The organism is Brevibacterium sp. SMBL_HHYL_HB1 (assembly GCF_018208375.1).
GTDB lineage: Bacteria > Actinomycetota > Actinomycetes > Actinomycetales > Brevibacteriaceae > Brevibacterium > Brevibacterium intestinavium.
In genome coordinates this window covers 805155-826761 of sequence record NZ_CP062936.1, presented here as the reverse complement: position 1 = coordinate 826761, position 21607 = coordinate 805155, and the positions used below count along the sequence as shown (strand labels likewise).

Genomic DNA, 21607 nt, shown 5'->3' with positions numbered 1-21607 from the left:
GCGTGCTCCGACGATGCGGGTCGTACTCCGCCGAGGCGGTTGAAGCTCCGCCGAGGCGGGTCCGGGCTCAGGCGTCCATGACCGGGTTCGTCAGAACCCCGAGTCCGTCGATGGCGATGTCGACGCGGTTGCCGGCCACGATCTGTCCGACTCCGGCCGGGGTGCCGGTGAGGATGACGTCTCCGGGCAGCAGGGTGATCGTCTCGGACAGGTGCTCGATGAGAGTCGGGATGTCGAAGATGAAGTCGGCGGTGGTCCCGTCCTGCTTCTGCTCCCCGTCGACCCAGGACCGGATGCCGACATCGTCGACGTCGAGTTCGGTTTCGATCCACGGGCCCAGCGGACAGGAGGTGTCGAAGCCCTTCGCCCGCGACCACTGATTGTCCGACTGCTGGATGTCGCGCAGGGTGACATCGTTGCCCGCGGTGTATCCGAGGACGTGGTCCATGGCGTTCTCCGCTCTGATTCCCTTGGCCACGCGACCGATGATCACGGCGAGCTCGGCCTCATAGGAGACGTATTCGCTGACGGCCGGCAGTCGGATGGGATCGCCGGGGCCGATGACCGAGGTGTTCGGTTTGAAGAAGGTCAGGGGGCTCACCGGCACCTCGTTGCCGAGTTCGGCGGCATGATCGGCGAAGTTGCGGCCGACACCGATGACCTTCGAACGCGGCAGGATCGGGCTGACCAGACGCACATCATCGAACTTGAGCCTCTCCCCCGTCGACTGGGCCGGTGAGAAGAACGGGTCCGAATCGAGGACGGCGAGCTCGAGTCCCGAGGTGTCCCAGGTTCCGTCGGTGATCGGCGGCACCTCACCCTCGACGACTCCGTATTTGGGTTCATCCTGATGCACAAATCTGGCGATACGCATATGCCCAGTCTAGTCAGTGCCGGACCCGTTGCGCGCGCAGGCCGATGCGGCGGACTGAGACACTGGTGTCATGCCATCTTCGCCGACCCCGCACCTGTTCGACCTGACCCGCATCGGCGCCGGACTGCCCGCGGCCGGGCTCATCGACCGCCTCACCGCCGCCGAGGTGGGCGACTTCCCGAGACTGGTCGTCCAGGCCCCTCCCGGCACCGGCAAGACCACACTCGTTCCGCCGCTCATCGCCGAGCACCTCGCCGTCTCCGGTGACCATGACGGTCGCATCATCGTCACCCAGCCGCGGCGGATGGCCGCCCGCGCCGCGGCCAGGCGGTTGGCGCAGCTGACGGGGACCCGCCTCGGCGAGGTGGTGGGTTTCACGGTCCGGGGGCAGGCGCGGACCTCGGCGCGCACCCGCATCGAATTCGTCACCACGGGTGTGCTCCTGGCCCGGCTGCTGCGGGATCCGGGCCTGGCAGGCGTCCGCGCGGTCGTCCTCGATGAGGTCCATGAGCGGCAGTTGGACACGGATCTCGCCTTCGCCATGTGCCGGGAGCTCATCGATCTGCGCAGCGATCTGTCGCTGGTGGTGATGTCGGCGACCCTCGATGCGCGGCTGTGGGCGGAACGCCTCGGCGATGGGAGTCCGGCGCCGTGCCTGTCGGTGTCCGCCGATGCCCATGACCTCGCTGTCCGGTGGGTCCCGGCGAAGGAACGGCCGCTCGACGCTCGGGGTGTGACCTGGGACTTCCTCGACCATCTGGCCGCGACGACGGTGCGGGCGCTGGACGAGTGCGACGACGGGGACGTGCTCGTCTTCGCTCCCGGTGCCCGTGAGGTCGAGGAGACGGCCGCCCGGATCCGACGCCGCCTGGGCACGGACTCGACGGCCGGCACCGTCCCCGGGGTCGATGTGCACACGCTGACCGGCAGGACTCCGGCGAAAGAACAGGATGCGATCCTGCGGGAGGACGAGTCTCGGTCTGCGCGTCGGGTGATCGTGTCGACCTCGGTCGCCGAATCGGCCCTGACCGTACCCGGGGTCCGCATCGTCGTCGACTCCGGGCTCTCCCGCGGGCCGCGCCTGGACACCCGTCGGCGCATGTCGGGACTGGTCACGATGCGCGAGTCGAAGGCCTCGGGGACGCAGCGGTCCGGCCGTGCCGCCCGGCAGGGGCCCGGAACCGCCTACCGGTGCCTGTCCCAGGCCGATTGGGCCGGCCTGCCCGAACACACCCCGGCCGAGGTCACGACCTCCGACCTGACCTCGGCGGTGCTGGCGCTGGCCGTGTGGGGCGGCGATGAGAGCCTGCTGCCTGAGCCCCTGCCGGCCGGTCACAGACGGCAGGCGATCGACAACCTCGTCGCCCTCGGTGCCGTCGAGGACGCGGATGCGGGATCCGGAGACTCCGCCATCGCGGATCTGACGGTGACCGACACCGGACGGGCGATCGCCGCGATCCCCGCCTCCGTCTGGTCGGCACGCGGTCTCCTCGACGGGGCGAGCCTGCTGTCGCCGACCGCTGCTGCCGAGGCCGTCGCCGTCATCGAGTCCGATCAGCGGGCGCCCGGTGCCGACCTCACGGCCTTGGCCCGCCAGCTGCGCCGCAGCAAGGACGCACGGTTCGCCCAGGACCGGAAGCGATTCGCCGCCCTGGCCGCCGAGCACGCGCCGGGGGCCGAGGCCTCGGACTCCGCCGATGCCGCATCCGCCGATGACCTCGGACTCGTCACGGCCCTGTCCTTCCCGCTGCAGATCGCGCGGCTGCGCAGCGCCTCGGACTCCGAGTACCTGCTGGCCTCGGGCACCGCGGCCGGCCTGCCGCGCGACTCCTCCCTGCAGGGCAGTGCCTGGCTGGCCATCGCCGAGGTGGGTCTGGCCGGTTCGCGAGCGATCATTCGGTCGGCGGCCCCCATCGACCAGGACACCGCCGAACTCGCCGGGGCAGGACTGCTGCACACGGAGGATACGGCGGAGTTCTCCGACGGCAGGGTCCGCGCGGTCCGCCGGAGCCGCCTCGGCGGGATCGAGCTCACGGCCACCCCCATTCAGGCCGGTCCGGACCTCGCACGCCGGGCGATCGCCGATTCGGTGCGTGAGCGCGGCGCCCGGGAGGTGCTGCGTCCGTCGGAGTCGTTCGAGTCGCTGCGGGCACGGCTGGGTCTGCTGCGGCAGGTCTTCGGCGCCCCGTGGCCCGAGGTCAGCTGGCCGCATCTGGCTGAGACGCTTTCTGCCTGGTGTCCGGAGGCCCTCGATCGGATCGCGAAGGGAGCCGATCCGGGCCGGGTGGATCTGCTCGCGTCCCTGCGCACCCTGCTGCCCTGGCCCGAGGCGGCCCGCCTCGACGAACTGGCACCGACCCGCATCGAGGTGCCCAGCGGTTCGCGCATCCGGCTCGACTACCCGGATCCCGATCGAATCGCCGACGGGCAGGACGCGGCCGGAGCCGACACACCTGCCGGCCCGGTGCTCGCGGTCAAACTGCAGGAGTGCTTCGGGTGGCGGGACCTCCCACGCATCTGCGAGTCCCGTGTGTCCATCACCGCGCACCTGCTCTCCCCCGCCGGGAGGCCGCTGGCGGTCACCGGAGATCTCGCCTCGTTCTGGGCCAATGCCTACGGGCAGGTCCGGGCCGAGAACCGCGGACGCTACCCGAAGCACCCCTGGCCCGAGGACCCGCTGAGCGCACCGGCGATGAAGGGCACGAAACGCTCCGGACGCTGAACCGGACTGCCGATATGCACGCCGTGGCCGGGTCTGGGACAATGGTGCGGTGACTTCCGCACCCGCCCCGACCGAGCGCACCGAGGTGGTCTCGGGCCGCCTCGGCGACGGTGTCGTGTCGGCAGACCGGTGGCGGGTGGTCCGCGATGCTCACGTCGACCGGATCGCCGCGCGCACGGATGAGCACATCGCGCGTCGGATGCGGCAGGAGAGGCACCCGGTCGAGGATTTCCTCTTCACCTATTATCCGTTCAAGCCCGGGCAGCTGAAGAAGTGGCATCCCGGTCCGGGGGTGCGCCTCGAGCTGGCCGATGAGCAGGACCGTCGGTACTTCGACCGTCGCTGGTACCGCATCGATGCGCACGGGACCACCGCCGAGGTGGACCTCGAGTCCTGGCGGGCCGACCGTGGGGACGGGGCGAAGTTCATCGCCTCCCTGCTCGCGTCGACGCTGCATCGGGAGGCGAACTTCGGCTGCTTCGGCATCCACGAATGGGCGATGGTCTACCGCCTCAGCGAGGACGAGCGCCGGCACCAGCAGGTGCCGCTGCGGCTCAGCCCGGCCGAGACCGATGCCGTGGTCGAAGGCCACCGGATCCAGTGTTCGCACCATGACGCCTTCCGCTTCTTCACCGAACCCGCCCGGCCGTTGAACACCCTGCAGCCGAGCCGGTCCGGCATGCTCGACAATGAGCAGCCCGGCTGCCTGCACGCGGGCATGGATCTGTACAAGTGGGCGATGAAGATCTCCCCGATCGCCGATTCCGCCCTCGTCGTCGACTGCTTCGACCTGGCGGCCGATATTCGCACGCTCGACATGGAAGCCTCCCCCTATGACCTGCGCGGATGGGGCTATGGTGTCGTGGCCGTCGAGACCGCGGCGGGCAAGGCCGAATACATGCGCCGGCAGAAGGAGTTCTCCGCCCGGGCGCAGTCGCTCCGCCAGCGGCTGCTCGACGCCTTGGCATCCGCGGGCATCCACCCGCGCTGAAGCTCGCATTCCGGGTCCGTTGTCCGGCCGTCCCAGTGCTCGGGCGGATGGCCGAGCCCGGGCGGATGGCCGGATGGCCGGGCCCGGACGGGACTTCACAGCGTGGACGTGCTCGGTACAGATCGGCCGCGCGATCTACGATCGGCGGTATGCGCGCCATCGTCTTCGAAGAGTTCTCCGTCCGCCCCGAGCTGCGGGACATCGCGGCCCCGACCGCTCCCGAGGCCGGAGTCGTCATCGACGTCGAGGCCACGGGCGTGTGCCGCAGCGACCACCACGCCTGGGCCGGTCACGACGGGTCGATCCGCCTGCCGCATGTTCCCGGGCATGAGCTGGTCGGCCGAATCGCCTCGGCGGGGGCCGGGGTCGAGCAGTTCCGCATCGGTCAGCGGGTGACCGTGCCCTTCGTCTGCGGCTGCGGACGCTGCCGCTGGTGCCGGGCCGGCAACGCGCAGGTCTGCCCCGATCAGACTCAGCCGGGCTTCACCCATTTCGGTTCGTGGGCCGATCAGGTCGTCATCCACCAGGCCGATGCGAACCTCGTGGCCGTGCCCGAGGACCTGCCCGCCGCTGCCGTGGTCGGACTCGGATGCCGGTTCGCCACGGCCTTCCACGGACTGCATATGCGCGCGCGGCTGAGCGCCGGTGAGACAGTCGCCGTGTTCGGCTGCGGCGGTGTGGGACAGTCGGCGATCATGATCGCCCGCGCCCTGGGCGCCGAAGTCGTCGCCGTCGACGTCAGCCCCGCCGCTCTCGACTCCGCTCGCCGCCTCGGCGCCGGTCGCACCGTCGACGCTCGCGGTCTGGGTCCCGACGAGCTCAGCGCCGAGGTGGCCGCCCAGGCTGATCGCCCGGACGGGGTGGCCGTGACCGTCGACGCCCTGGGCCGTGAGGACACGATCAGAGCGGCCATCGGCACGCTGGCGCCCTTGGGCAGGCATGTGCAGATCGGTCTGCTGCCGAGTGAGCCGGTCGTCGATCTGCCGCGCGTGATCGCGCTCGAGCTCAGTGTGCTCGGCTCTCACGGCATGGCCGCCGCCGACTACCCGCAGCTCGTCGATCTCGTCGTCCGGGGGCACCTGCGCCCACAGGAACTCGTCACCGCCGTCATCGGCCTCGACGACGCGCCCGAAGCGATGGAGGCCATGGGCCGCCCCGCGGGATCAGCGGGGATGACGATCATCGACCTCAATCGGGCTCTTCATAAATAGGGCTGTAGAAGAGGTCCCAGTCCTCCAGCGTGGAGCAGAGAACGGATCAGGTAGTTGCCCCGGTTGCGGAACCCCAGTGCGATACCGCGCAGATGTTCGAGTCTGCCGTTGATCGCTTCGGTTGGCCCGTTCGAGGTTCCAGGATGATCGAAGTAGGCCAGGATATCGGCCCGACGACGTTGGAAGGTTGTCCTCAGACTCCGGAGTTCTTTGAGCTCATCAGGAATCGTTCCTGTCAGGGTGTCGATGAGTCGGTTCATGAGCTTCTTACCTTTGCTCGGTGGGGCAGCATAGGCGGCGATCGTGTCTTGATAGAACTGCCAGCACACCAACAGGGCAGCATGATTGTCGGCGGCGAAGACCGAGTTGAGGCGGTGCTTCTGCTTGCCGGTAAGCAAACCGACGCGGGTGCGAACCGTTTTGCGGATCCCGTACAGGTCATCACCCGACCGTCCTCTGCGACCGTGCAGCTCTGTTTGTAGCCGCCTCCTCGTCTCATCGAGCTTCGTGCCGACGAGGGCGACAACGTGGAAGGGGTCCATGACCGTGGTGGCATCAGGCACCACGTCAGTGGCAGCTTTCTTATAGCCGGCGAAGGCATCCATAGCGACATGCTCGATGCCGTCACGGAACGCATCGGGCTGGTTGTTCAACCAGTCGGCGAAGACGTCGGCGGAGCGGCCGGGGACGATGTCGAGCAGGCGTGCCGGTCGGTGGGTGAGGTCGACGATGACAGTCACCCACCTGTCGATGCCGCGGTGGGACCAGCAGTGCTCATCGACACCGATTGTGGATACACCCTCGAACCGGGTGGCATCAGCGATGAGCAGAGATCGGCCGAGGTCGAGTACAGCCGTGCACACAGTGTTCCAGGAGGTAGCGAGGTTCTTAGCGATGACGTGGATGCTCATCTTGTCGATGACCACGGACTTCAATGCCCACAAGCGTGCTGTCGTCGAGAGTTTCGATCTGCCGGCGCAGGCTCGCTGAAGTGTTTGGGACCAGCGCTGGTGGCAGGAAGGGCAGGTGTAGGTGCGGATGCGAATAGCCAAGGTCACCGCGGTCAGGCCGATCGGGGGATGAACGAGTTTGCGGATCCTGGTGGCCCGGACGAGTCCGCGTCGACGGCAGACAGGGCAGGACCTGTCGTTGTCGGTGATCAGGCACAGCACGGTCAGATGCCGACCAGTGTGGTCTTGCCCGATCGCGGTGAGTCCGAGTTCCGGCAGGGAGAGTGTGGTATCGAGGCAGGGCGGGGTAAAGTCGTACACGAGGGACCTTGGGTCGTGATGGAGTCTTGAACACCTACATCATTGCACCCAGGGTCCCGTTGTCATCGACGCCGGATTCAACTCTTCCCCACCGCCCTATCTATGAAGAGCCCTCAATCGGTGAGAGCGCTCATCGACTTGAGCCCGTGAGAACGCTTATCGACCCCCGTCGGTGAGGCTGTGTCGCCGGGCCTGCGCGAATTGTCGCGCCTGTGTGAGCGGTCGGGCCTGTGTGAGCCGCCGACCCGGGCGCTGCTCAGCCCTCGCCCAAGGACCGGCGCATCGTGGCGGCCAGGGAATCGATCAGGGTCTGGTCGCCTCGCACTCCGGGCTCGAACGGCAGGCTCAGCCGGTCCTTGGCCGGGTCGCGGTAGCGCGGGATGACGTGCATGTGGAAGTGGAAGACCGACTGCCAGGCCTCGGCCCCACAGCAGTTGAGCAGGTTGACCCCGTCGGCGCCCCAGGCCTCATGGACATGGTCGGCGATGCGCTGGGACTCGATCGCCACGGCGGCGAGGTCCTCGGCCGGGATATCGCGCAGATCCGTGCTGTGCCGCTTCGGCACGACGAGCAGATGCCCGTCAGAGCCCGGCTGGATGTCCATGAACGCGTACGTCGACTCGGTCTCGGCGACCGGAGAACTCGGTGCCTCACCGGCGACGATCGCGCAGAACAGGCAATTGGGATCGGTCATCGGGCTCACACCATGACCGCGAGGACGACGGAGGTCTCCTGACCGTCCCACCGCCCCAGCAGCAGCCCGCCTTCGGACCCTTCGGCCGACGAGTCGAGGTTCAGCTGGTGGAGCATTTCGACGTCTCTGGCACCGGCCAGCGGTCCCGTCCCGAAGGCGTGGGCGACCTCGGTGATCTCATCGATCCTTCGGCCCTCGTCATCGACGCGGAACTGACGTGCCGCGGTTCCGGCCGTAGCGATGGTGTCGTCGAGCCGTTGGCGGAAGAGCGGATCCCCCATTCCCGCATAGACCCAGCGCTTGCCGAGCACGGAATGGTCCATCGTCGAGATCAGGTGCTCATCGGCACCGTCGAGCGGGGTCCCGCGGTAAGTGAGCGGAACCTGGATGTGACGGTCACCGCTTCTGAGGATGTGGACTTCGAGACCGACGTCACCGGCGGGATCATCGAACCGGTAGGACGTGACCGGCTCCAGCGGTGCTGCCGCGAGATCGAAGTCGGCCGCCCAGTCCTGGCCGGTCACCCATTCGGTGACGACCTCGACCTTGCTGGGGCTGAGCTGAGCTGCATAGATATCAGCCATCGGGCTTCCTCCTGGTGTCGGTGTTCTGCCTGCCCGACCTCGGTGTCGGACTCCGGTGGTGCGGCTGTCAGATTCTCCTGTCCGCGGTGCTCGCCGGCGCTTCAGGCCCTGCCGGTGCCGGGCACGTATCAGGCCTTGCGGGTACCGGGGATCCATTCTCCGTCGACGACCTCGTAGTCGGCGAAGACCGCGGGAGCCTCCTCGCGCATCACCTCACCGATCTTGTTGAAGATGAGGCGGATCTCCTCCTCGGCACCCTTGGCGGTGCGCATCTCGACGACGTGGCGCAGGGAGCGCAGGTTCGCCGTATAGACGATGCCGGTGGCCAGACCCTCGGGGGCGAAACGGCGCATGAACGAGGTCATGTGCTTCTTATGAGAGAACTTCGTGCCCTCCTCGTCGAGCTCGAAGTGCTCGGCCATCCACTTCTGATGCTCCTCGAGAGTATCGAGGACCTTCAGCGAGCGCTCCATGAGCTCGGGGTCCTCACGTGCCCATTCGGGGAACCAGAACGGGATGTCGGACAGGCGCACATAGCGCAGCGACTCCTGCGAGAACGCGGATCCGGCGCGGTGGCGGATGAGTTCGTGGGTGAGCACCCGGGAGACGTTGTGGAGGACGAAGGTGAAGTTCGCGTGCTCGAGCACGGACCCGTGCTGGGACCGCACGACATTGCCCAGGTACTGGGCGGAATCGGTGCGCACGCGGGAGACGTTCGGGTTGAGTCCCGGCTCCCAGGAGCGATAGCACATGCGGCCGGAGAATTCGAGGAGATCCTCGGCGTCGGGCGAATCGGCCTCTTCGACACGATCGGCCCAGACGTTTCCGCCCACTTCGTCAAGGTACGTCCTCATCGCTTCCCAATCGATGCTGGGCTTGGCGATCAGTTCAACGGACGGTTCGACCTGGCGCATGGCTCTCCTTGTGCAGGGTGCGGTTGTTCTGGTGCAGAGTGCAGTCGTTCAGCGGTGGAGTGTGGTTCCCAATCCTACATTCGATCGACGCGGGTGCGAGCCGCCCGTGTCCCTTCGGGCCGGTGCCGCAGATGAGTCACGCCAGGTCGAGTCGGCGGAGCTCGGGCTCGTCCACCACCGGGGTTTCGCCGGTCTGATCGACGACGTAGGCGCGGGCCTCGGGGGCTTCCACCAGCACCGAGACGGCCACCGCGCCCTCGAAGACCACCGCGGCGTGATCGTCGATGCCCATCCCCGGACCCGGCAGCTGACCGGTGGAGATCCAGTCCCGGAAGGACTCGGCTCGGCCGGGCTCACCATGGTAGTGAGGGCATGCACTGCCGGGAATGAACCCGAGCCCATCGTCGAGTGGGACCAAGGGCCCGAAGGAGTCGGTTGATGAGGCTTCGAACCAGCAGTTCGCGCCGGCGCTGATTCCGGCCAGAATGGTTCCCTCAGCTGCAGCTCGGGCCATGATCTCGTCGACGCCGTGGCGTCGCCACAGGCTCAGCAGGTTGGCTGTGGAGCCGCCGCCGACGTAGGTGAGGCCCATGTCGAGCAGCGGGGTCGGGTCACTGTAGCCCCGGGGCCCCTGCCCGAACAGGGAGAGGACGTGTGTGTCGGCGCGCCCGGCGAAGGCGGCCTCGAAACGGTCACAGTACTCGCGGCTGTCGCCCGAGGTCGTGGGCACGAAGCAGACCCTGGGTCGGTTCGGCGAGTCGGCACCCGCACGCTCGAGCAGCCAATCGTCGATCGCGGACTCGCCGGTCTCGGACATCGAGAACCCGCCTCCGCCGAGGGCGACGATCGTTGTGTGCACGGCGGTGCCTCCCGCGTCTGCGCTGCTCACTGCTTCAGCTTCCGGTCTCGGTCGGCGTCAGACGCTCCCGGCGTCTCTCGGGTTCGGCGTCTTACGATCTCGACGTCATACGAGCTCGGCGATATCCGCTCAGGGAACGCGGTGGGTCCACTTGTCTGTGCCGAACTTCTCGTCGGCGAGTGCGTGTGCCCTCTCGAGTTCAGCCTCGGTGTAGGTGCCGTAGTCGGCGCCGTAGCGGGAGGCGAAGGTCTCGGCCATGACGTCGATGATGTCCTTCCGCGACTCGCCGGTCTGGCTGCGCAGCGGGTCGACGCGCTTCTTCGCGCTGGCCACGCCTTTGTCGGAGATCTTCGCTTCGCCGACGCGCAGGACCTCGACCATCTTGTCCGCATCGATGTCGTAGCTCATCGTCGCGTGGTGGAGCAGGGTTCCGTCGCGCAGACGCTTCTGCGCGGCACCGCCGATCTTGCCGCCGGTCGAGGAGATATCGTTGATCGGTTTGTAGAAGGCTTCGACGCCGAGGGTCTTCAACGCCGCGAGCACCCACTGGTCGAGGAAGACGTAGGACTCCTCGTAGTCGAGACCGGCGACGAGGGCGGGAGGGACGAACATCGAGTAGGTGATGCAGTTGCCTCCCTCCATGAACATGGCACCGCCGCCGGAGATCCGGCGCACGACCTGGACATCGTGCTTGGCGACGCCTTCGGGGCGCAGTTCGTTGACATAGGACTGGAAGGCGCCGATGACGGTGGCCGTGTCCTCCCATTCCCAGAATCGCAGGGTCGGTGCTCGGCGTCCGGCGGCGACCTCCTCGAGCAGCACTTGGTCGAGTGCCACATTCACCTGGGTCGGCAGCACCTCGCCGCGGATGACCTGCCAGTCGAAGTCGGTGAAGTTCGCGGCAGAACCGAGGGCGCGGCGGACGACGGTGGCGATGTCAGCAGTCGAGAAGCCGTGCATGGCCAGTTCCGAACCGTAGCCGGCCAGGGCCTCGTCGAGACGTCGGCGCAGAGCCGCATTGTCGGCGGTGACGCGGGCTCCGACGAGAGCCGGGGCGAGGTCGAAGTAGGCCTCTTCGGGTTCGAGGAAGAAGTCGCCGGAGATCTTGACCTCGGTGATGACCTTGCCGTCGGTGACCACATCGGCGACGACGAGTTTGCCGCCGATGACCTTGTATTCGCCGTGGAAGTGCTGCGTATCGTTCGTCATGTTCTCCAACCTACTCCCCTGTCAGCGAGTTCCACAGGAAGCGGTAGCTCAGCGCTCGGGTGAAGGCCGTCTGTTCGTTGTCCGAGGCCGCCGAGTGGCCGCCTTCGGTGTCTTCGAAGAACCACACGTCCTCGATGCCCTGCGACTGCATCCGCGCGGCCATCTTCCGTGCCTGGACGGGTCCGACCCGGTCGTCCGAAGTGGCTGTCCAGAACAGTACGGGCGGGTAGTCCCGGTCGGGTTCGATGAGGTGGTAGGGCGAGAACTTGCGGATGAACTCCCAGTCTTCGGCCACGTCCGGGTCGCCGTATTCGGCCTTCCAGGAATAGCCGGCGCTGAGCTTCGTGTACCGGCGCATGTCCAGCAGAGGGACACCGCAGGAGACGGCTCCGAAGAGCTCCGGGTACTGGGTGAGCATATTGCCGACCAGCAGGCCGCCGTTCGATCCTCCGGCGCAGGCGAGTCGCTTCGGGCTCGTCACCCCGCGGTCGATGAGGTCACGTGCCACGGCCGCGTGGTCCTCGTAGCAGCGCATCCGGTTCTCCCGCATCGCCGCGGTGTGCCATTCGGGCCCGTACTCGCCGCCTCCGCGGATGTTCGCCAGTACGTAGACGCCTCGGCGTCCGGCCGGCAGTTCAGTCTTCTGTCCAGCGGGTCGGCCGGGGATCTCCGCTCCTGTGCGCCGGCTCAGCCAGCCGATGCCGACGACGGGCGAGTACACGGGGGTGCGGCTGACTTCGAAGCCACCGTAGCCGTCGAGCAGTGTGGGATTGCTGCCGTCCAGCTCGAGGTCGTCGTCGCTGATCTGGAAGTACGGGACCTTCGTACCGTCGGCGCTGGTGGCGAAGTGCTGTTCGACCTTCAGCCCGTCGGAGGGGAACAGGGCCGCGGCGGATTTGATCACCTCGGCGGTGCTGGGTGTCGCAGTGCCGGACTCCTGGGCGCTGGCTTCGCTGCCGGGCTCCTCGACGCTGGCTTCGCTGCCGGGTTCACCGCCGACCTCGGGCGGTTCTGTGCCCGGCGTCCCATACGATGTGCCCAGCGTCCCATACGACAGGGTCGACGGAGTCAGGAACCCGGTGCTGATCATCCAGTAGTCGTTGGCCGTGTCCGGATCGTGCTTGTCCACCGCACCCAACCCGACCATGTGGTTGGCCGGCACACCGGGCAGAGTGGTCGCGGCGAAGTCGTTGCCGAGGTCGAGCACCCTCAGCTGAGATTGGACGTCGGCCAGCAGTTCGAGCACCAGATAGTCGCGGGTGAAGGTGAAGGACTGCAGGGAGGTGTGCTCGTCAGGGGCGAAGATCACTCGCGGGTTGAACTCACCGGCCCTAACCTCGGCGATGTCGGCGACGGCGAAGCCGCCGGCGGGGACCGCTGTGGTGCCCGCATCCCAGGACGACTGCGGGCGGAAGAGGACCAGGTCGCGCTCGATGCCGACCTCCACATCGGTGGGCACGTCGATCGAGATGAGCGCGTTCTCCCACACCTGCGGTTCGGCAGAGAGGCTGCCGTCGCCGGCTCGGATGTCGTCGAGATCGAGGAAGCCGACTCGGGAGTTGAAGAAGTCGATGGCGTCGACGACGATGGCTCGATCCGTGGTCTCCGCACCGGGCCGGACATCGCTGCCGACGAAGACGGCGACATGGTCGCGGGGCACCTCGGCGATGATCGGGGCCTCGGAGATCGACTGTCCGCGCTTGAGCACTCTGGCCTGGCGGGGATAGGACGAGGTGGTCAGGGAGTCCTCGTCGGTCTCGGTCGCCACGATCACGGTGTCGTCGTCGAGCCAGGCCAGCTGCGTCTTGGCGGCGGGAAGGTCGAAGCCGCCGTCGACGAAGCTCTTGTCCTCGAGGTCGAATTCGCGGACCCGGCGCGAGTCTCCCCCGTCGGGCGACAACTGGACGAGCGCGCGACGGTTGTCGCTGCGGCGGACCATCGCACCCGACCAGACCCACCCTGTGTCCTCAACGGCGGCGAGTTCGTCGAGGTCGAGCAGGATTTCCCAGTCGGGTGCCGGTGTGCGGTAGCTGTCCCAGGTGGTGCGTCGCCACAGCCCTTTCGGGTTCGCCTCGTCCCGCCAGAAGTTGTAGTACCGGTCTCCGCGTTTGGTGACCATCGGGATCCGGTCATCGGAGTCCAGAGCGGTGCGCAGTTCGCTGGAGAGGGAGTCGAAGAGTTCGTCGCGGAAGCGGTTCAGGGTCTTCGCGTTCTGGTCTTTGACCCAGGAGATCTGCTCTTCGCCGGTGATGTCCTCGAGCCAGAGATTCTCGTCTTCGGGCTTCTCACTCGATGTCAGGGCTGCTGTGCTGGGAGCTTCTTCACGCATGCCACCCATCCTAGTGTTTGCCGGCCAGGCATTCGGCCTCGGCCGCCGGAGCTTCCCGGACGCCGGATGGCTCGTTTTCCCGGCGGCCGGGTGGCGGCCCCTCATCCCCGGCGTCCGAGGTGCTTGCTGATCCCGGCGTGCAGGGCCGCCTCCACGGGGCTCAGCGGTGTGTTGTCGGCGTCGAAGATCTCGACTCCGATGGTGGTCCCGGCGACTTCGACCGTCGACTTCTCGCGCGGACGGAATCTCCAGGGGATGAGCACGGTTCGCGGCGGGTCGGAGCCCGTCGACCCTGACCCGGCGTCCGTTCCAACCGAGTCCGTGTCTTCCGTCTCGCCCGGCGGCCCGGTGTCGGACGGGTGGCCCGAGGTCGCTTCGGCTGCGTCTTCGTCGTGGCCCTGTCTCGGATCAGGTCTGCTGATCGGTTTGGTGCGCGACCGGTAGTGGTGCCCGGTGGGGGTGACCACTTCGAGTCCGTCCGGCGTCGCCTTGTGCCCCCACCCGGCGAGTTCTTTCGCATAGTTGCAGGCGGCGCACAGTCCCGAGGAGTTGTTCCAGCCGGTTTCGCCGCCGTTGGCGAAGGAATCGGCGTGGTCGGCATGCTTGATCGGTGCTTCGCACCATGGCGAGCGGCAGACGTCATCGCGAATGACGACCATGCGCCTGAGCAGACCGGAGAATTCCCTCCGGCGGGAGTCCATGCGCACGAGTTGGCCGTCCTCCGGCCGCGTGTACAGCCGACGGACGAACACGGCAGCTTGGTCCTCGGTCACGAAGTCCCGAGCGGTCTGCGCAGGGATGGGCCCGACGCCGGGGAACCATGCAGGCTCCTCGCCGGGCTCGAGCAGACTGCTGGCCTGCATGATGAGGTGGATCTCCGTGGGCACAGCCGTCGCGGATTCCTGTCCGGTGAGCCGCTCGACCAGCAGATCGGCGGCGATCTGGCCCTCCGCACGGCCCTCCGACTCTCCCGTGGCGAGAATCGACTGGGCCGACTTCTTCAGGTTCGCAAAAGCGGCCACCGCCTGGGGCATCGGCAACAGCGCCGTGAGGTAGGCCATGTTGCCCGGGGCCGGGCGCACGCTGACCGCCCGCTCCTCGACCCGGCGTTCGAGATGTTCGACCGCAGCACGCTGGTCGAGTTCTTGGGCCAGTGCGCGCGTTTCGTTTGCCAGCCGCCTGACCCCGACTTCGGGAAGGCGAGCGGCCATCTGCTCATCGAGCTCGTGCTTCTTCTCGCGCGGCAGCCAGTCGGATTCCTTGGCAACGACCCGCGCCTTCTCCTCGGAGATGTCGCCGGCCTTCATCGCCCCATAGGTCTCGGGCAGGTCCAGAAGCAGGGTGCGCGAGAACTTCAGCAGTCCGTCGCCGCGCGAGCGGGAGACCTTTCGGGCCAGAGCGACCTCCGCGCCGAGCCCGCGGCCCTGTTTCTTGCTGGGCACTCCGTCCTCGGCCTCTCGGTTCCTGCGGAGCATATCGAAGCTCAGGGTCTCCCGAGCCTGGGCCGCCGCGCTGGCCGAGTTCAGTTCTTCCAAGGCCGTGATGCGGTCGATGGCCTCTTCCTCGGTCTTGGCCGGGGGAAGTTCGGACAGGCTGCGGCGCCACCGATGGATCTCGGTGAGAACGTCTGGAACCTGCTCTGCCTCCATGACACAAACACTATACTGAGCCACTGACATGACTTCGCAGACGCACGTTCTCGCAGTTCAGGCGCCTGATTGCCGCAGATGACCAGAGGCTCAGGCAACCGCGACCGGGGAGGGCCTCAGCTCAGTTCTTCGCCGGTCGTCTCTCGAGCGAGGAAGCCCATGAGCACGACAGCAGCAACAACGAGGACACCCGTGAGGATGAAGGTCACCGTCAGTCCGAGCACTGGCCACATGAAAGCACCGAAGACGATGGGGGCGATTCCCGTAGCCAGCCGCGAGGCCGCCGAGGCCCATCCGAATCCCGAGCCGCGCAGCCGCGTCGGGTAGAGCTCGGACACGTAGGTGTACAGGGTCGGGATCGCGATCTGGACGACGAATCCGAATCCGATGATCGTCGCCTTCGCCGCCCAGGTGAGTTCGACCTCGGAGGCTTCGATGAACACAGCGGCACCGACGAGCAGCACAGCAGACAGGATCGACGAGGCCCCGAGCACGAACTTGCGCCCGAACCGTTCGACGATGAGAGCGGCGACGATCACGCCGAGGATGCCGACAGCGGTCATCGAGCCGGTCACGAGGAAGGCCGCCTGGTCCTCCAACCCCTGCTTCTTGAGGATCCCCGGCAGCCATGTCAGTGCCGCATAGTAGACAAGCAGTATGGACACGAAGAGCGACCATGACACGAGGGTGATTCGGGCGGAGTGCTGCCACAGCTGCACCAGCTGGCCGCTTGCGGCGCGCAGCTGTCGGCCGACGCTGGGCCCGGAGGCGGCACGCACGGTCTCAGGCGAAGTTTCGGGACCCGTCTTCGGCACCACAGCTGGCTCATCATGGGTCCATTCGCGCACCTCGGCGCCGGTGCGTTCGACAAGCCGGGCGATGACGGCGTCGGCCTCTTCAAAACGACCGACCGAGGCGAGGTAGAGAGGTGATTCGGGGATTCCGAACCGGACGGCGACCGTGAGCAGGGCTGGGATGATCATGACGAGCATGATCAGTCGCCAGTCACCGAACTCGAGCAGATAGGCGGAGACGAAGGCACACAATGAGGCCCCGATCGGCCACCAGCCGTCCATTGCGGTGAGCACTCGACCACGGTGTCGGCTGGGAGTGAACTCCCCGACCAGCGCATAGTCGACGGGGATGCATCCGCCGAGGCCGAAGCCGGCGAGCAGACGGAAGAGGATGAACCACCCGTAGGCGGGAGCGAAGGCCCCGGCGACCGTGAAGATCGAGAACACGAGGAGGGTGAGGGTGAAGGCCTTCTTCCGGCCGATGACATCGGCGATGCCGCCCCAGACGAAGGCCCCCAAGGCCATGCCGATGAGGTTCGCCGTCGCGATCCACGCCGCCTGGCCGACGCTGAGGTCCCAATAGTCGCTGAGCAGCGGAATGAGGAACCCGTTGAGTGCGACGTCCCAAGCGTCGAACATGAATCCCAGTCCGCCGATGATGAATATGGCACCTTGGGTGCGCCACTTCCATGGCAGATGGGCGATGACTTCGGAGGCTGTCGGTACCGACGCCGAGGTGGTGGTTGACACAAGCACACTTTAACCCATTTAGCGCACTATTGCGTAAATGCCGCAGGCGGCCCACTCCCCCATCTGCCGAAATCTGCGTGACAGCAGATAACCACACCGCCCGGCGAGCACGAGCCGCCCAGAGAGACAGTGCCGTCGAATCCCCTGACGGGACAGTCGGGCCCGAAGAAGGCGGGTGCCGCGACCGTGATCGCGGCACCCGCCCCCGGGCACGACTCAGCTAGGCAAGTGGCGTGAACCGGCAGGGCCATCGGCGCGGACGAACTGGATGGAAGGTACGCGCTCAGCTCAGCCGGGCCGCCAGTCCCACCCTCAGGCCAGGCGCACGAGCCAACCGTTCTTGTCCTCGGCCCGTCCGTACTGGATGTCGAGCAGCGTCTTGCGCAGCTCCATGGTCTTCTGTCCGGCATCCTCACCGTGATCGATGGTGAAGTCCTCGGACACGAGCTTGCCGATCGGCGTGATCACCGCGGCCGTGCCGCAGGCGAAGGCCTCGACGATCTCACCGCTGGCCGCACCCTCGCGCCATTCCTCGATGGAGATCCGACGCTCCTCGGGCTCGAGCCCGAGCTGAGGCGCGAGTTCGAGCAGCGAACGACGGGTGACGCCGTCGAGGATCGAATCGCTGAGAGCCGGCGTGAGCAGCTTGCCGCCCTTCGTCACGAGCATGAGGTTCATGCCGCCGAGCTCGTCGATGTACTTGTTCTCCTCGGCGTCAGTGAACAGCACCTGCTGGCATCCCTTGGCTGCGGCCTCATTCGTCGGCACCAGCGAGGATGCGTAGTTGCCGCCGCACTTGGCGAACCCGGTGCCGCCGGCGCCGGCGCGCTTGAGCTTCGGAGACAGCCAGATGCTCAGAGGCTTGATGCCGCCGGGGAAGTACGACCCGGACGGCGAGGCGATGACGTAGTAGTCGACCTCGTGGCTGGCCCGCACACCGAGGAACCGCTCGGTGGCGATCATGAACGGACGCAGGTACAGGCTCGACTCATCGGATTCCGACTCCGGCGTCGGAACCCAGGCCTGGTCGACGGAGACCAACGACTTGAGCGAATTGACGAAGTCCTCCTCCGACAGCTGCGGCAGCGCGAGGCGTTCGGCCGACCGATTGATGCGCGCGGCATTGCGCTCGGGACGGAAGGACCAGACCGAACCATCGGCGTGACGGTACGCCTTGAGACCCTCGAAGATCTCCTGCGCGTAGTGCAGCACAGCCGCCGCCGGATCGAGCACCAGCGGCCCGTACGGCTTGACCTCGTGCGCCTGCCAGCCGTCATCGATCGTGTATCGGATGTGCGCCATATGATCGGTGAAGTACTGGCCGAAGCCGGGATCCTTCTTGATGTTCTCGCGGACCAGCTCGGGTTGCGGCTGGAGATTCTTCAGAACGGTGAAGTCAGTCATTGGAACTCTTTTCTCATTGTGATGAGTGACACTGTCAGGGTAGTCCATCACCCCGGCGCCCGTCGCACCGGGGTGATGGCCTCTTCGCCCCTGCAGTCGGGGATGTGCAGTCGGAGATCGGCCGTCATCAGACTGCTTGAGAGCGACCAACGGGATCACCCTCGCCGAGGCGGCCGTGACCGTCTTCGCCCGCGTCGGCCCCACGTGTGCCTTCGTCAGCCCCGCGTGTGGCTGAGTCGACCCCACGTGTGCCCACGTGGGCCCTACGTGTGCCTTCGTCAGCCCCGCGTGTGGCTGAGTCGGCCCCACGTGTGCCCGCGTCGGCCCCACGTGTGCCCGCGATGGTCCCTGCGAGTGCTCGCCGAGGCGGCCGCGACCGTTCTCAGCCCAGCCGAGCAGCGATCGCGTCGCCGACCTCGGTGGTGGAGCGCTTCGTGCCGTCGCGTTCGGCCAGATCGGCCTCGACGGCCGCTTCGATGGACTTCGACACGACGTCGAGTCCGAGGTGAGCGGCCATGAGCGAGCCCGAGAGGATCGCCGCGGTGGGATCGGCGATCCGCTGACCGGCGATGTCCGGAGCCGAACCGTGGATGGGTTCGAACAGGCTCGGCGCCGTGCCTTCGACATTGAGGTTGCCCGAGGCGGCCAGACCGATTCCGCCGGTCACCGCGGCGGCGAGGTCCGTGAGGATGTCACCGAAGAGGTTGTCGGTGACGATGACGTCGTAGCGGGAGGGGTCGGTGACCATGTAGATCGTGCAGGCATCGGTGTGCTCATAGTTGACGGCCACCTCGGGGTACTCGGTCCCGACCTTCTCGACCACGCGACGCCACAGGTGACCCGCATGGACCATGACATTGTGCTTGTGCACATAGGTCAGCTTCTTGTTCCGGGCCTGGGCGCGTTCGAAGGCATCGCGCACGGCCCGTTCGACGCCGTACCAGGTGTTGACAGAGACCTCGGTCGCCACCTCGTGGGGAGTGTCGGTGCGCACGGATCCACCGGATCCGGTGTACGAGCCCTCAGTGCCCTCGCGGACGACGACGAAGTCGATCTTGCCCGGGTTCGCCAACGGACTCGTCACACCGGAGAACAGCTTCGAGGGACGCAGATTCACCGCATGCCCGAGGCCGAAGCGCATCTTGAGGATGACGCCGCGCTCGAGCACGCCCGAGGGCACGGTCGGGTCGCCGCAGGCGCCGAAGAAGATGGCGTCGTGGCCGCGCAGCGACTCGAGCTCCTCGTCGGTCAGCGTCTCACCCGTCTCGTGCCAGCGCTGGGCGCCGACGGTGTAATCGGTGAACTCGAGATCGACGGGCTCACCCGAGACCTCGATGGCGCGCTGGAGGACCTTGAGACCTTCGGGGACGACCTCATTGCCGATTCCGTCACCCGGCATGACTGCGATTGAGAACTTCATGCTCACACAATAGGACGCTATCTCATCATTCAACTGGACTGTCCTATAATATGGACAGTCGTCTGCGCCGACGCAATGGCGCGGCGGTGCAGCGACCTCCCCCGGCCGGACTGCGATGTGCCGATGAACAATTTCACCTCTCAAACACTGTTGCCGACTACACATCTGGGCCCCGAGCGAGGAAGATGGGCATAGCACCCCGAACCCCGTGGGGGCCGACCTCATCCAGCCCCGAGAGAAAGTCGATCATTGACCGAAACCATCCGCAATGCCCGTGCCGCAGCCCTGCCCGCCAAGCTCTCCCGGTCGTGGCTGCTCGTCAATGCCGCGAAAGAGGAGCTCTTCACTCCCGCGCAGACCTCGGAAGCGGATTCCGTCATCTTCGACCTCGAAGCCTCCGTCGCCGAGGACCAGAAGCTCGATGCCCGCGACAATGTCGTTCGCGCCCTCGAGTCCGGCATGTCCGCCTGGGTGCGGATCAACAAGATGGACTCCGAGTTCTGGGATGACGACCTCGCCGCCGTGGCCATGCTGCCGGGCCTGCGCGGGGTGATGCTGCCGGAGACCGAACGCCCGGAACAGGTCTCGTACACCGCCATGCGCGCCAAGGCCGGACTGCCCGTGATCGCTCTGCTCGAATCGGCCGGCGGCGTCGAGAACGCCACCCGGATCGCCGAGGCGCCGGGGACCTTCCGCCTGGCGTTCGGCACCAATGACTTCCGCAAGGACACCGGCTTCTCCGACGACCCGATGGCCCTGGCCTATGCGCGGTCGCGCCTGACCATCGCCTCCCGGATGGGCGGCCTGCCCGGCGCCATCGACGGCCCCTCGGCCGCCGATGCCGACGATGCCGGGGTCCGCCGGGACGCCGAGGCGACGCACATGATGGGCATGACCGGCAAGCTCGTGCTCACCGTCGACCAGGTGAACGCGCTCAACGACGCCATGAGCCCGAGCGAGGACGAGCGCCACTGGGCCCGTCAGATGCTCGAGGCCGCCGAAGGCGGTTCCGAGATCACCGACGGCTCCTACCTGCCCCGTCTGGCCCGCGCGAAGAAGATCGCTTCCCTGGCCGACACCTACGGACTCTGGAACGCTTGAGACACCACGGACAGCCGCGCCTGCCGGGTTGGCTGCTGTGGTCGGCCGTGCCGGCGATTCTGCTCATCATCGCCTTCGGACTGTGGCTGCGGCTGGAAGCACGCGGGCCCACTCCGATCGACACGAGCTGGCTCGACCTCGTCGGCCTCGACCGGGATACCGTCCCCTATTGGATCGCCGTCGTCCTCGCCGAGGTGGGCGGAGGGACAGGCGCGGTCGCGTGCACCGGCGTGCTGGCCGCGATCTTCGCCCTGCGTCGACGATTCCGTTCCGCGGGATTCCTCGTCACCGCCATGGCCGCGGGCATCTGCATGTCCGAACTGCTCAAGGCCGTCGTGACCCGGCTGCGTCCGATCGACCAGCTCTACGAGTCCACCGGCTTCTCCTACCCGTCGGGGCATTCGATGGGAGCGGCCGCCTTGGCCGTGAGCCTGGCGATCATCGCCGCCCGCGCCCACGGCAGGCGCGTCCGAGCCGCGCAGGCCGCGGTCACGCAGTCAACAGCCGCGCAGGCCGCGGTCACGGAGGCAGCAGCCGCGCAGACGGCCGACACGCCGGCGACAGACGCGGACGCCGATGATGGCACCGACCCCATACCCGCACCGAGGCTGGCCTTCCACTGGTCGTTCGTGCCCGCCGCGGCCTGGGTCCTGGCGATGATGTGGTCGCGCACCGGGCTGCAGGTCCACTGGCTGACCGATACGATCGCCGGCGCCCTCATCGGCATCGCCGCGGCCGTCCTCGTCGATGAGCTCTGGTCCCTGCTGGCGCGAAGGACCCGTTCACCCCGCCTCGCACTGTGGTTCGAGGGGTGAACGGGTCCTGGCGGTG

17 protein-coding genes are annotated in these 21607 nt (G+C 67.2%); 5 read left to right on the top strand and 12 right to left on the bottom strand.

Going from position 1 to position 21607, the window contains the following annotated elements; all coding sequences use genetic code 11:
• Nucleotides 1-67: 67 nt before the first annotated feature.
• Nucleotides 68-874, bottom strand: coding sequence for a fumarylacetoacetate hydrolase family protein (locus tag IG171_RS03925; RefSeq protein WP_212130024.1), 807 nt, complete (start codon nt 872-874; stop codon nt 68-70).
• 70 nt (nt 875-944) lie between these two features.
• Between IG171_RS03925 and hrpB the strand changes: the two genes are divergently transcribed.
• The 3 genes from hrpB to IG171_RS03910 all read left to right on the top strand — a co-directional run bounded on the left by hrpB (nt 945) and on the right by IG171_RS03910 (nt 5798).
• Complete coding sequence (gene hrpB, locus IG171_RS03920) at nt 945-3596, top strand: ATP-dependent helicase HrpB (protein ID WP_212130022.1); 2652 nt, start codon at nt 945-947, stop codon at nt 3594-3596.
• A gap of 49 nt (nt 3597-3645) precedes the next feature.
• Nucleotides 3646-4587, top strand: a complete 942-nt coding sequence (locus IG171_RS03915) for a 3-methyladenine DNA glycosylase (RefSeq protein ID WP_249204034.1) — start codon at nt 3646-3648, stop codon at nt 4585-4587.
• A gap of 149 nt (nt 4588-4736) precedes the next feature.
• Entirely contained in the window at nt 4737-5798 is a 1062-nt protein-coding gene (locus IG171_RS03910; RefSeq protein ID WP_212130020.1) for an alcohol dehydrogenase catalytic domain-containing protein, read from the top strand.
• On the opposite strand, the gene IG171_RS03905 is transcribed toward IG171_RS03910, so the two are convergent.
• The 11 genes from IG171_RS03905 to IG171_RS03855 all read right to left on the bottom strand — a co-directional run bounded on the left by IG171_RS03905 (nt 5789) and on the right by IG171_RS03855 (nt 19675).
• Complete coding sequence (locus IG171_RS03905) at nt 5789-7069, bottom strand: ISL3 family transposase (protein WP_212127313.1); 1281 nt, start codon at nt 7067-7069, stop codon at nt 5789-5791. The genes IG171_RS03910 and IG171_RS03905 overlap by 10 nt on opposite strands.
• 256 nt (nt 7070-7325) lie before the next feature.
• Nucleotides 7326-7763: an HIT family protein gene (locus IG171_RS03900; RefSeq protein WP_212130018.1), complete on the bottom strand. Its 438-nt coding sequence runs from the start codon at nt 7761-7763 to the stop codon at nt 7326-7328.
• 5 nt (nt 7764-7768) lie between these two features.
• Nucleotides 7769-8347 carry a hypothetical protein gene (locus IG171_RS03895; protein ID WP_212130016.1) on the bottom strand — a complete coding sequence of 193 codons (579 nt, stop codon included), beginning with the start codon at nt 8345-8347 and terminating at the stop codon, nt 7769-7771.
• 128 nt (nt 8348-8475) lie between these two features.
• Complete coding sequence (gene thyX, locus IG171_RS03890; RefSeq protein WP_212130015.1) at nt 8476-9261, bottom strand: FAD-dependent thymidylate synthase; 786 nt, start codon at nt 9259-9261, stop codon at nt 8476-8478.
• Nucleotides 9262-9397: 136 nt separating this feature from the next.
• Nucleotides 9398-10150 (bottom strand): peptidase E, encoded by a 753-nt coding sequence (locus tag IG171_RS03885; RefSeq protein WP_249204030.1) that lies wholly within the window; start codon nt 10148-10150, stop codon nt 9398-9400.
• A gap of 99 nt (nt 10151-10249) precedes the next feature.
• Nucleotides 10250-11329: a biotin/lipoate A/B protein ligase family protein gene (locus IG171_RS03880; protein ID WP_212130014.1), complete on the bottom strand. Its 1080-nt coding sequence runs from the start codon at nt 11327-11329 to the stop codon at nt 10250-10252.
• Nucleotides 11330-11339: 10 nt separating this feature from the next.
• A complete protein-coding gene (locus IG171_RS03875; protein ID WP_212130013.1) occupies nt 11340-13658 on the bottom strand; it encodes a prolyl oligopeptidase family serine peptidase in 2319 nt (772 codons plus the stop codon).
• Between the two features lie 101 nt (nt 13659-13759).
• Nucleotides 13760-15307, bottom strand: coding sequence for a DUF222 domain-containing protein (locus tag IG171_RS03870; RefSeq protein ID WP_212130012.1), 1548 nt, complete (start codon nt 15305-15307; stop codon nt 13760-13762).
• A 116-nt stretch (nt 15308-15423) separates the two neighbouring features.
• Nucleotides 15424-16851 carry an MFS transporter gene (locus tag IG171_RS03865; RefSeq protein ID WP_212130011.1) on the bottom strand — a complete coding sequence of 476 codons (1428 nt, stop codon included), beginning with the start codon at nt 16849-16851 and terminating at the stop codon, nt 15424-15426.
• A gap of 312 nt (nt 16852-17163) precedes the next feature.
• Nucleotides 17164-18255 carry a branched-chain amino acid aminotransferase gene (locus IG171_RS03860; RefSeq protein WP_212130010.1) on the bottom strand — a complete coding sequence of 364 codons (1092 nt, stop codon included), beginning with the start codon at nt 18253-18255 and terminating at the stop codon, nt 17164-17166.
• Between the two features lie 382 nt (nt 18256-18637).
• Nucleotides 18638-19675: a 3-isopropylmalate dehydrogenase gene (locus IG171_RS03855; protein WP_212130008.1), complete on the bottom strand. Its 1038-nt coding sequence runs from the start codon at nt 19673-19675 to the stop codon at nt 18638-18640.
• A gap of 249 nt (nt 19676-19924) precedes the next feature.
• Between IG171_RS03855 and IG171_RS03850 the strand changes: the two genes are divergently transcribed.
• Both IG171_RS03850 and IG171_RS03845 read left to right on the top strand, forming a co-directional pair.
• Nucleotides 19925-20776: a CoA ester lyase gene (locus IG171_RS03850; RefSeq protein ID WP_212130006.1), complete on the top strand. Its 852-nt coding sequence runs from the start codon at nt 19925-19927 to the stop codon at nt 20774-20776.
• Nucleotides 20773-21591 carry a phosphatase PAP2 family protein gene (locus IG171_RS03845; protein ID WP_212130004.1) on the top strand — a complete coding sequence of 273 codons (819 nt, stop codon included), beginning with the start codon at nt 20773-20775 and terminating at the stop codon, nt 21589-21591. The genes IG171_RS03850 and IG171_RS03845 overlap by 4 nt, the downstream gene beginning before the upstream one ends.
• Nucleotides 21592-21607 lie beyond the last annotated feature (16 nt).

Excerpts from the sequence above, each read along its gene's own strand:
- IG171_RS03925 (WP_212130024.1), bottom strand. The coding sequence starts at position 874 with ATGCGTATCGCCAGATTTGTGCATCAGGATGAACCCAAATACGGAGTC.
- hrpB (WP_212130022.1), top strand. The coding sequence starts at position 945 with ATGCCATCTTCGCCGACCCCGCACCTGTTCGACCTGACCCGCATCGGC.
- IG171_RS03910 (WP_212130020.1), top strand. The coding sequence starts at position 4,737 with ATGCGCGCCATCGTCTTCGAAGAGTTCTCCGTCCGCCCCGAGCTGCGG.
- IG171_RS03900 (WP_212130018.1), bottom strand. The coding sequence starts at position 7,763 with ATGACCGATCCCAATTGCCTGTTCTGCGCGATCGTCGCCGGTGAGGCA.
- IG171_RS03895 (WP_212130016.1), bottom strand. The coding sequence starts at position 8,347 with ATGGCTGATATCTATGCAGCTCAGCTCAGCCCCAGCAAGGTCGAGGTC.
- thyX (WP_212130015.1), bottom strand. The coding sequence starts at position 9,261 with ATGCGCCAGGTCGAACCGTCCGTTGAACTGATCGCCAAGCCCAGCATC.
- IG171_RS03880 (WP_212130014.1), bottom strand. The coding sequence starts at position 11,329 with ATGACGAACGATACGCAGCACTTCCACGGCGAATACAAGGTCATCGGC.
- IG171_RS03875 (WP_212130013.1), bottom strand. The coding sequence starts at position 13,658 with ATGCGTGAAGAAGCTCCCAGCACAGCAGCCCTGACATCGAGTGAGAAG.
- IG171_RS03870 (WP_212130012.1), bottom strand. The coding sequence starts at position 15,307 with ATGGAGGCAGAGCAGGTTCCAGACGTTCTCACCGAGATCCATCGGTGG.
- IG171_RS03860 (WP_212130010.1), bottom strand. The coding sequence starts at position 18,255 with ATGACTGACTTCACCGTTCTGAAGAATCTCCAGCCGCAACCCGAGCTG.
- IG171_RS03855 (WP_212130008.1), bottom strand. The coding sequence starts at position 19,675 with ATGAAGTTCTCAATCGCAGTCATGCCGGGTGACGGAATCGGCAATGAG.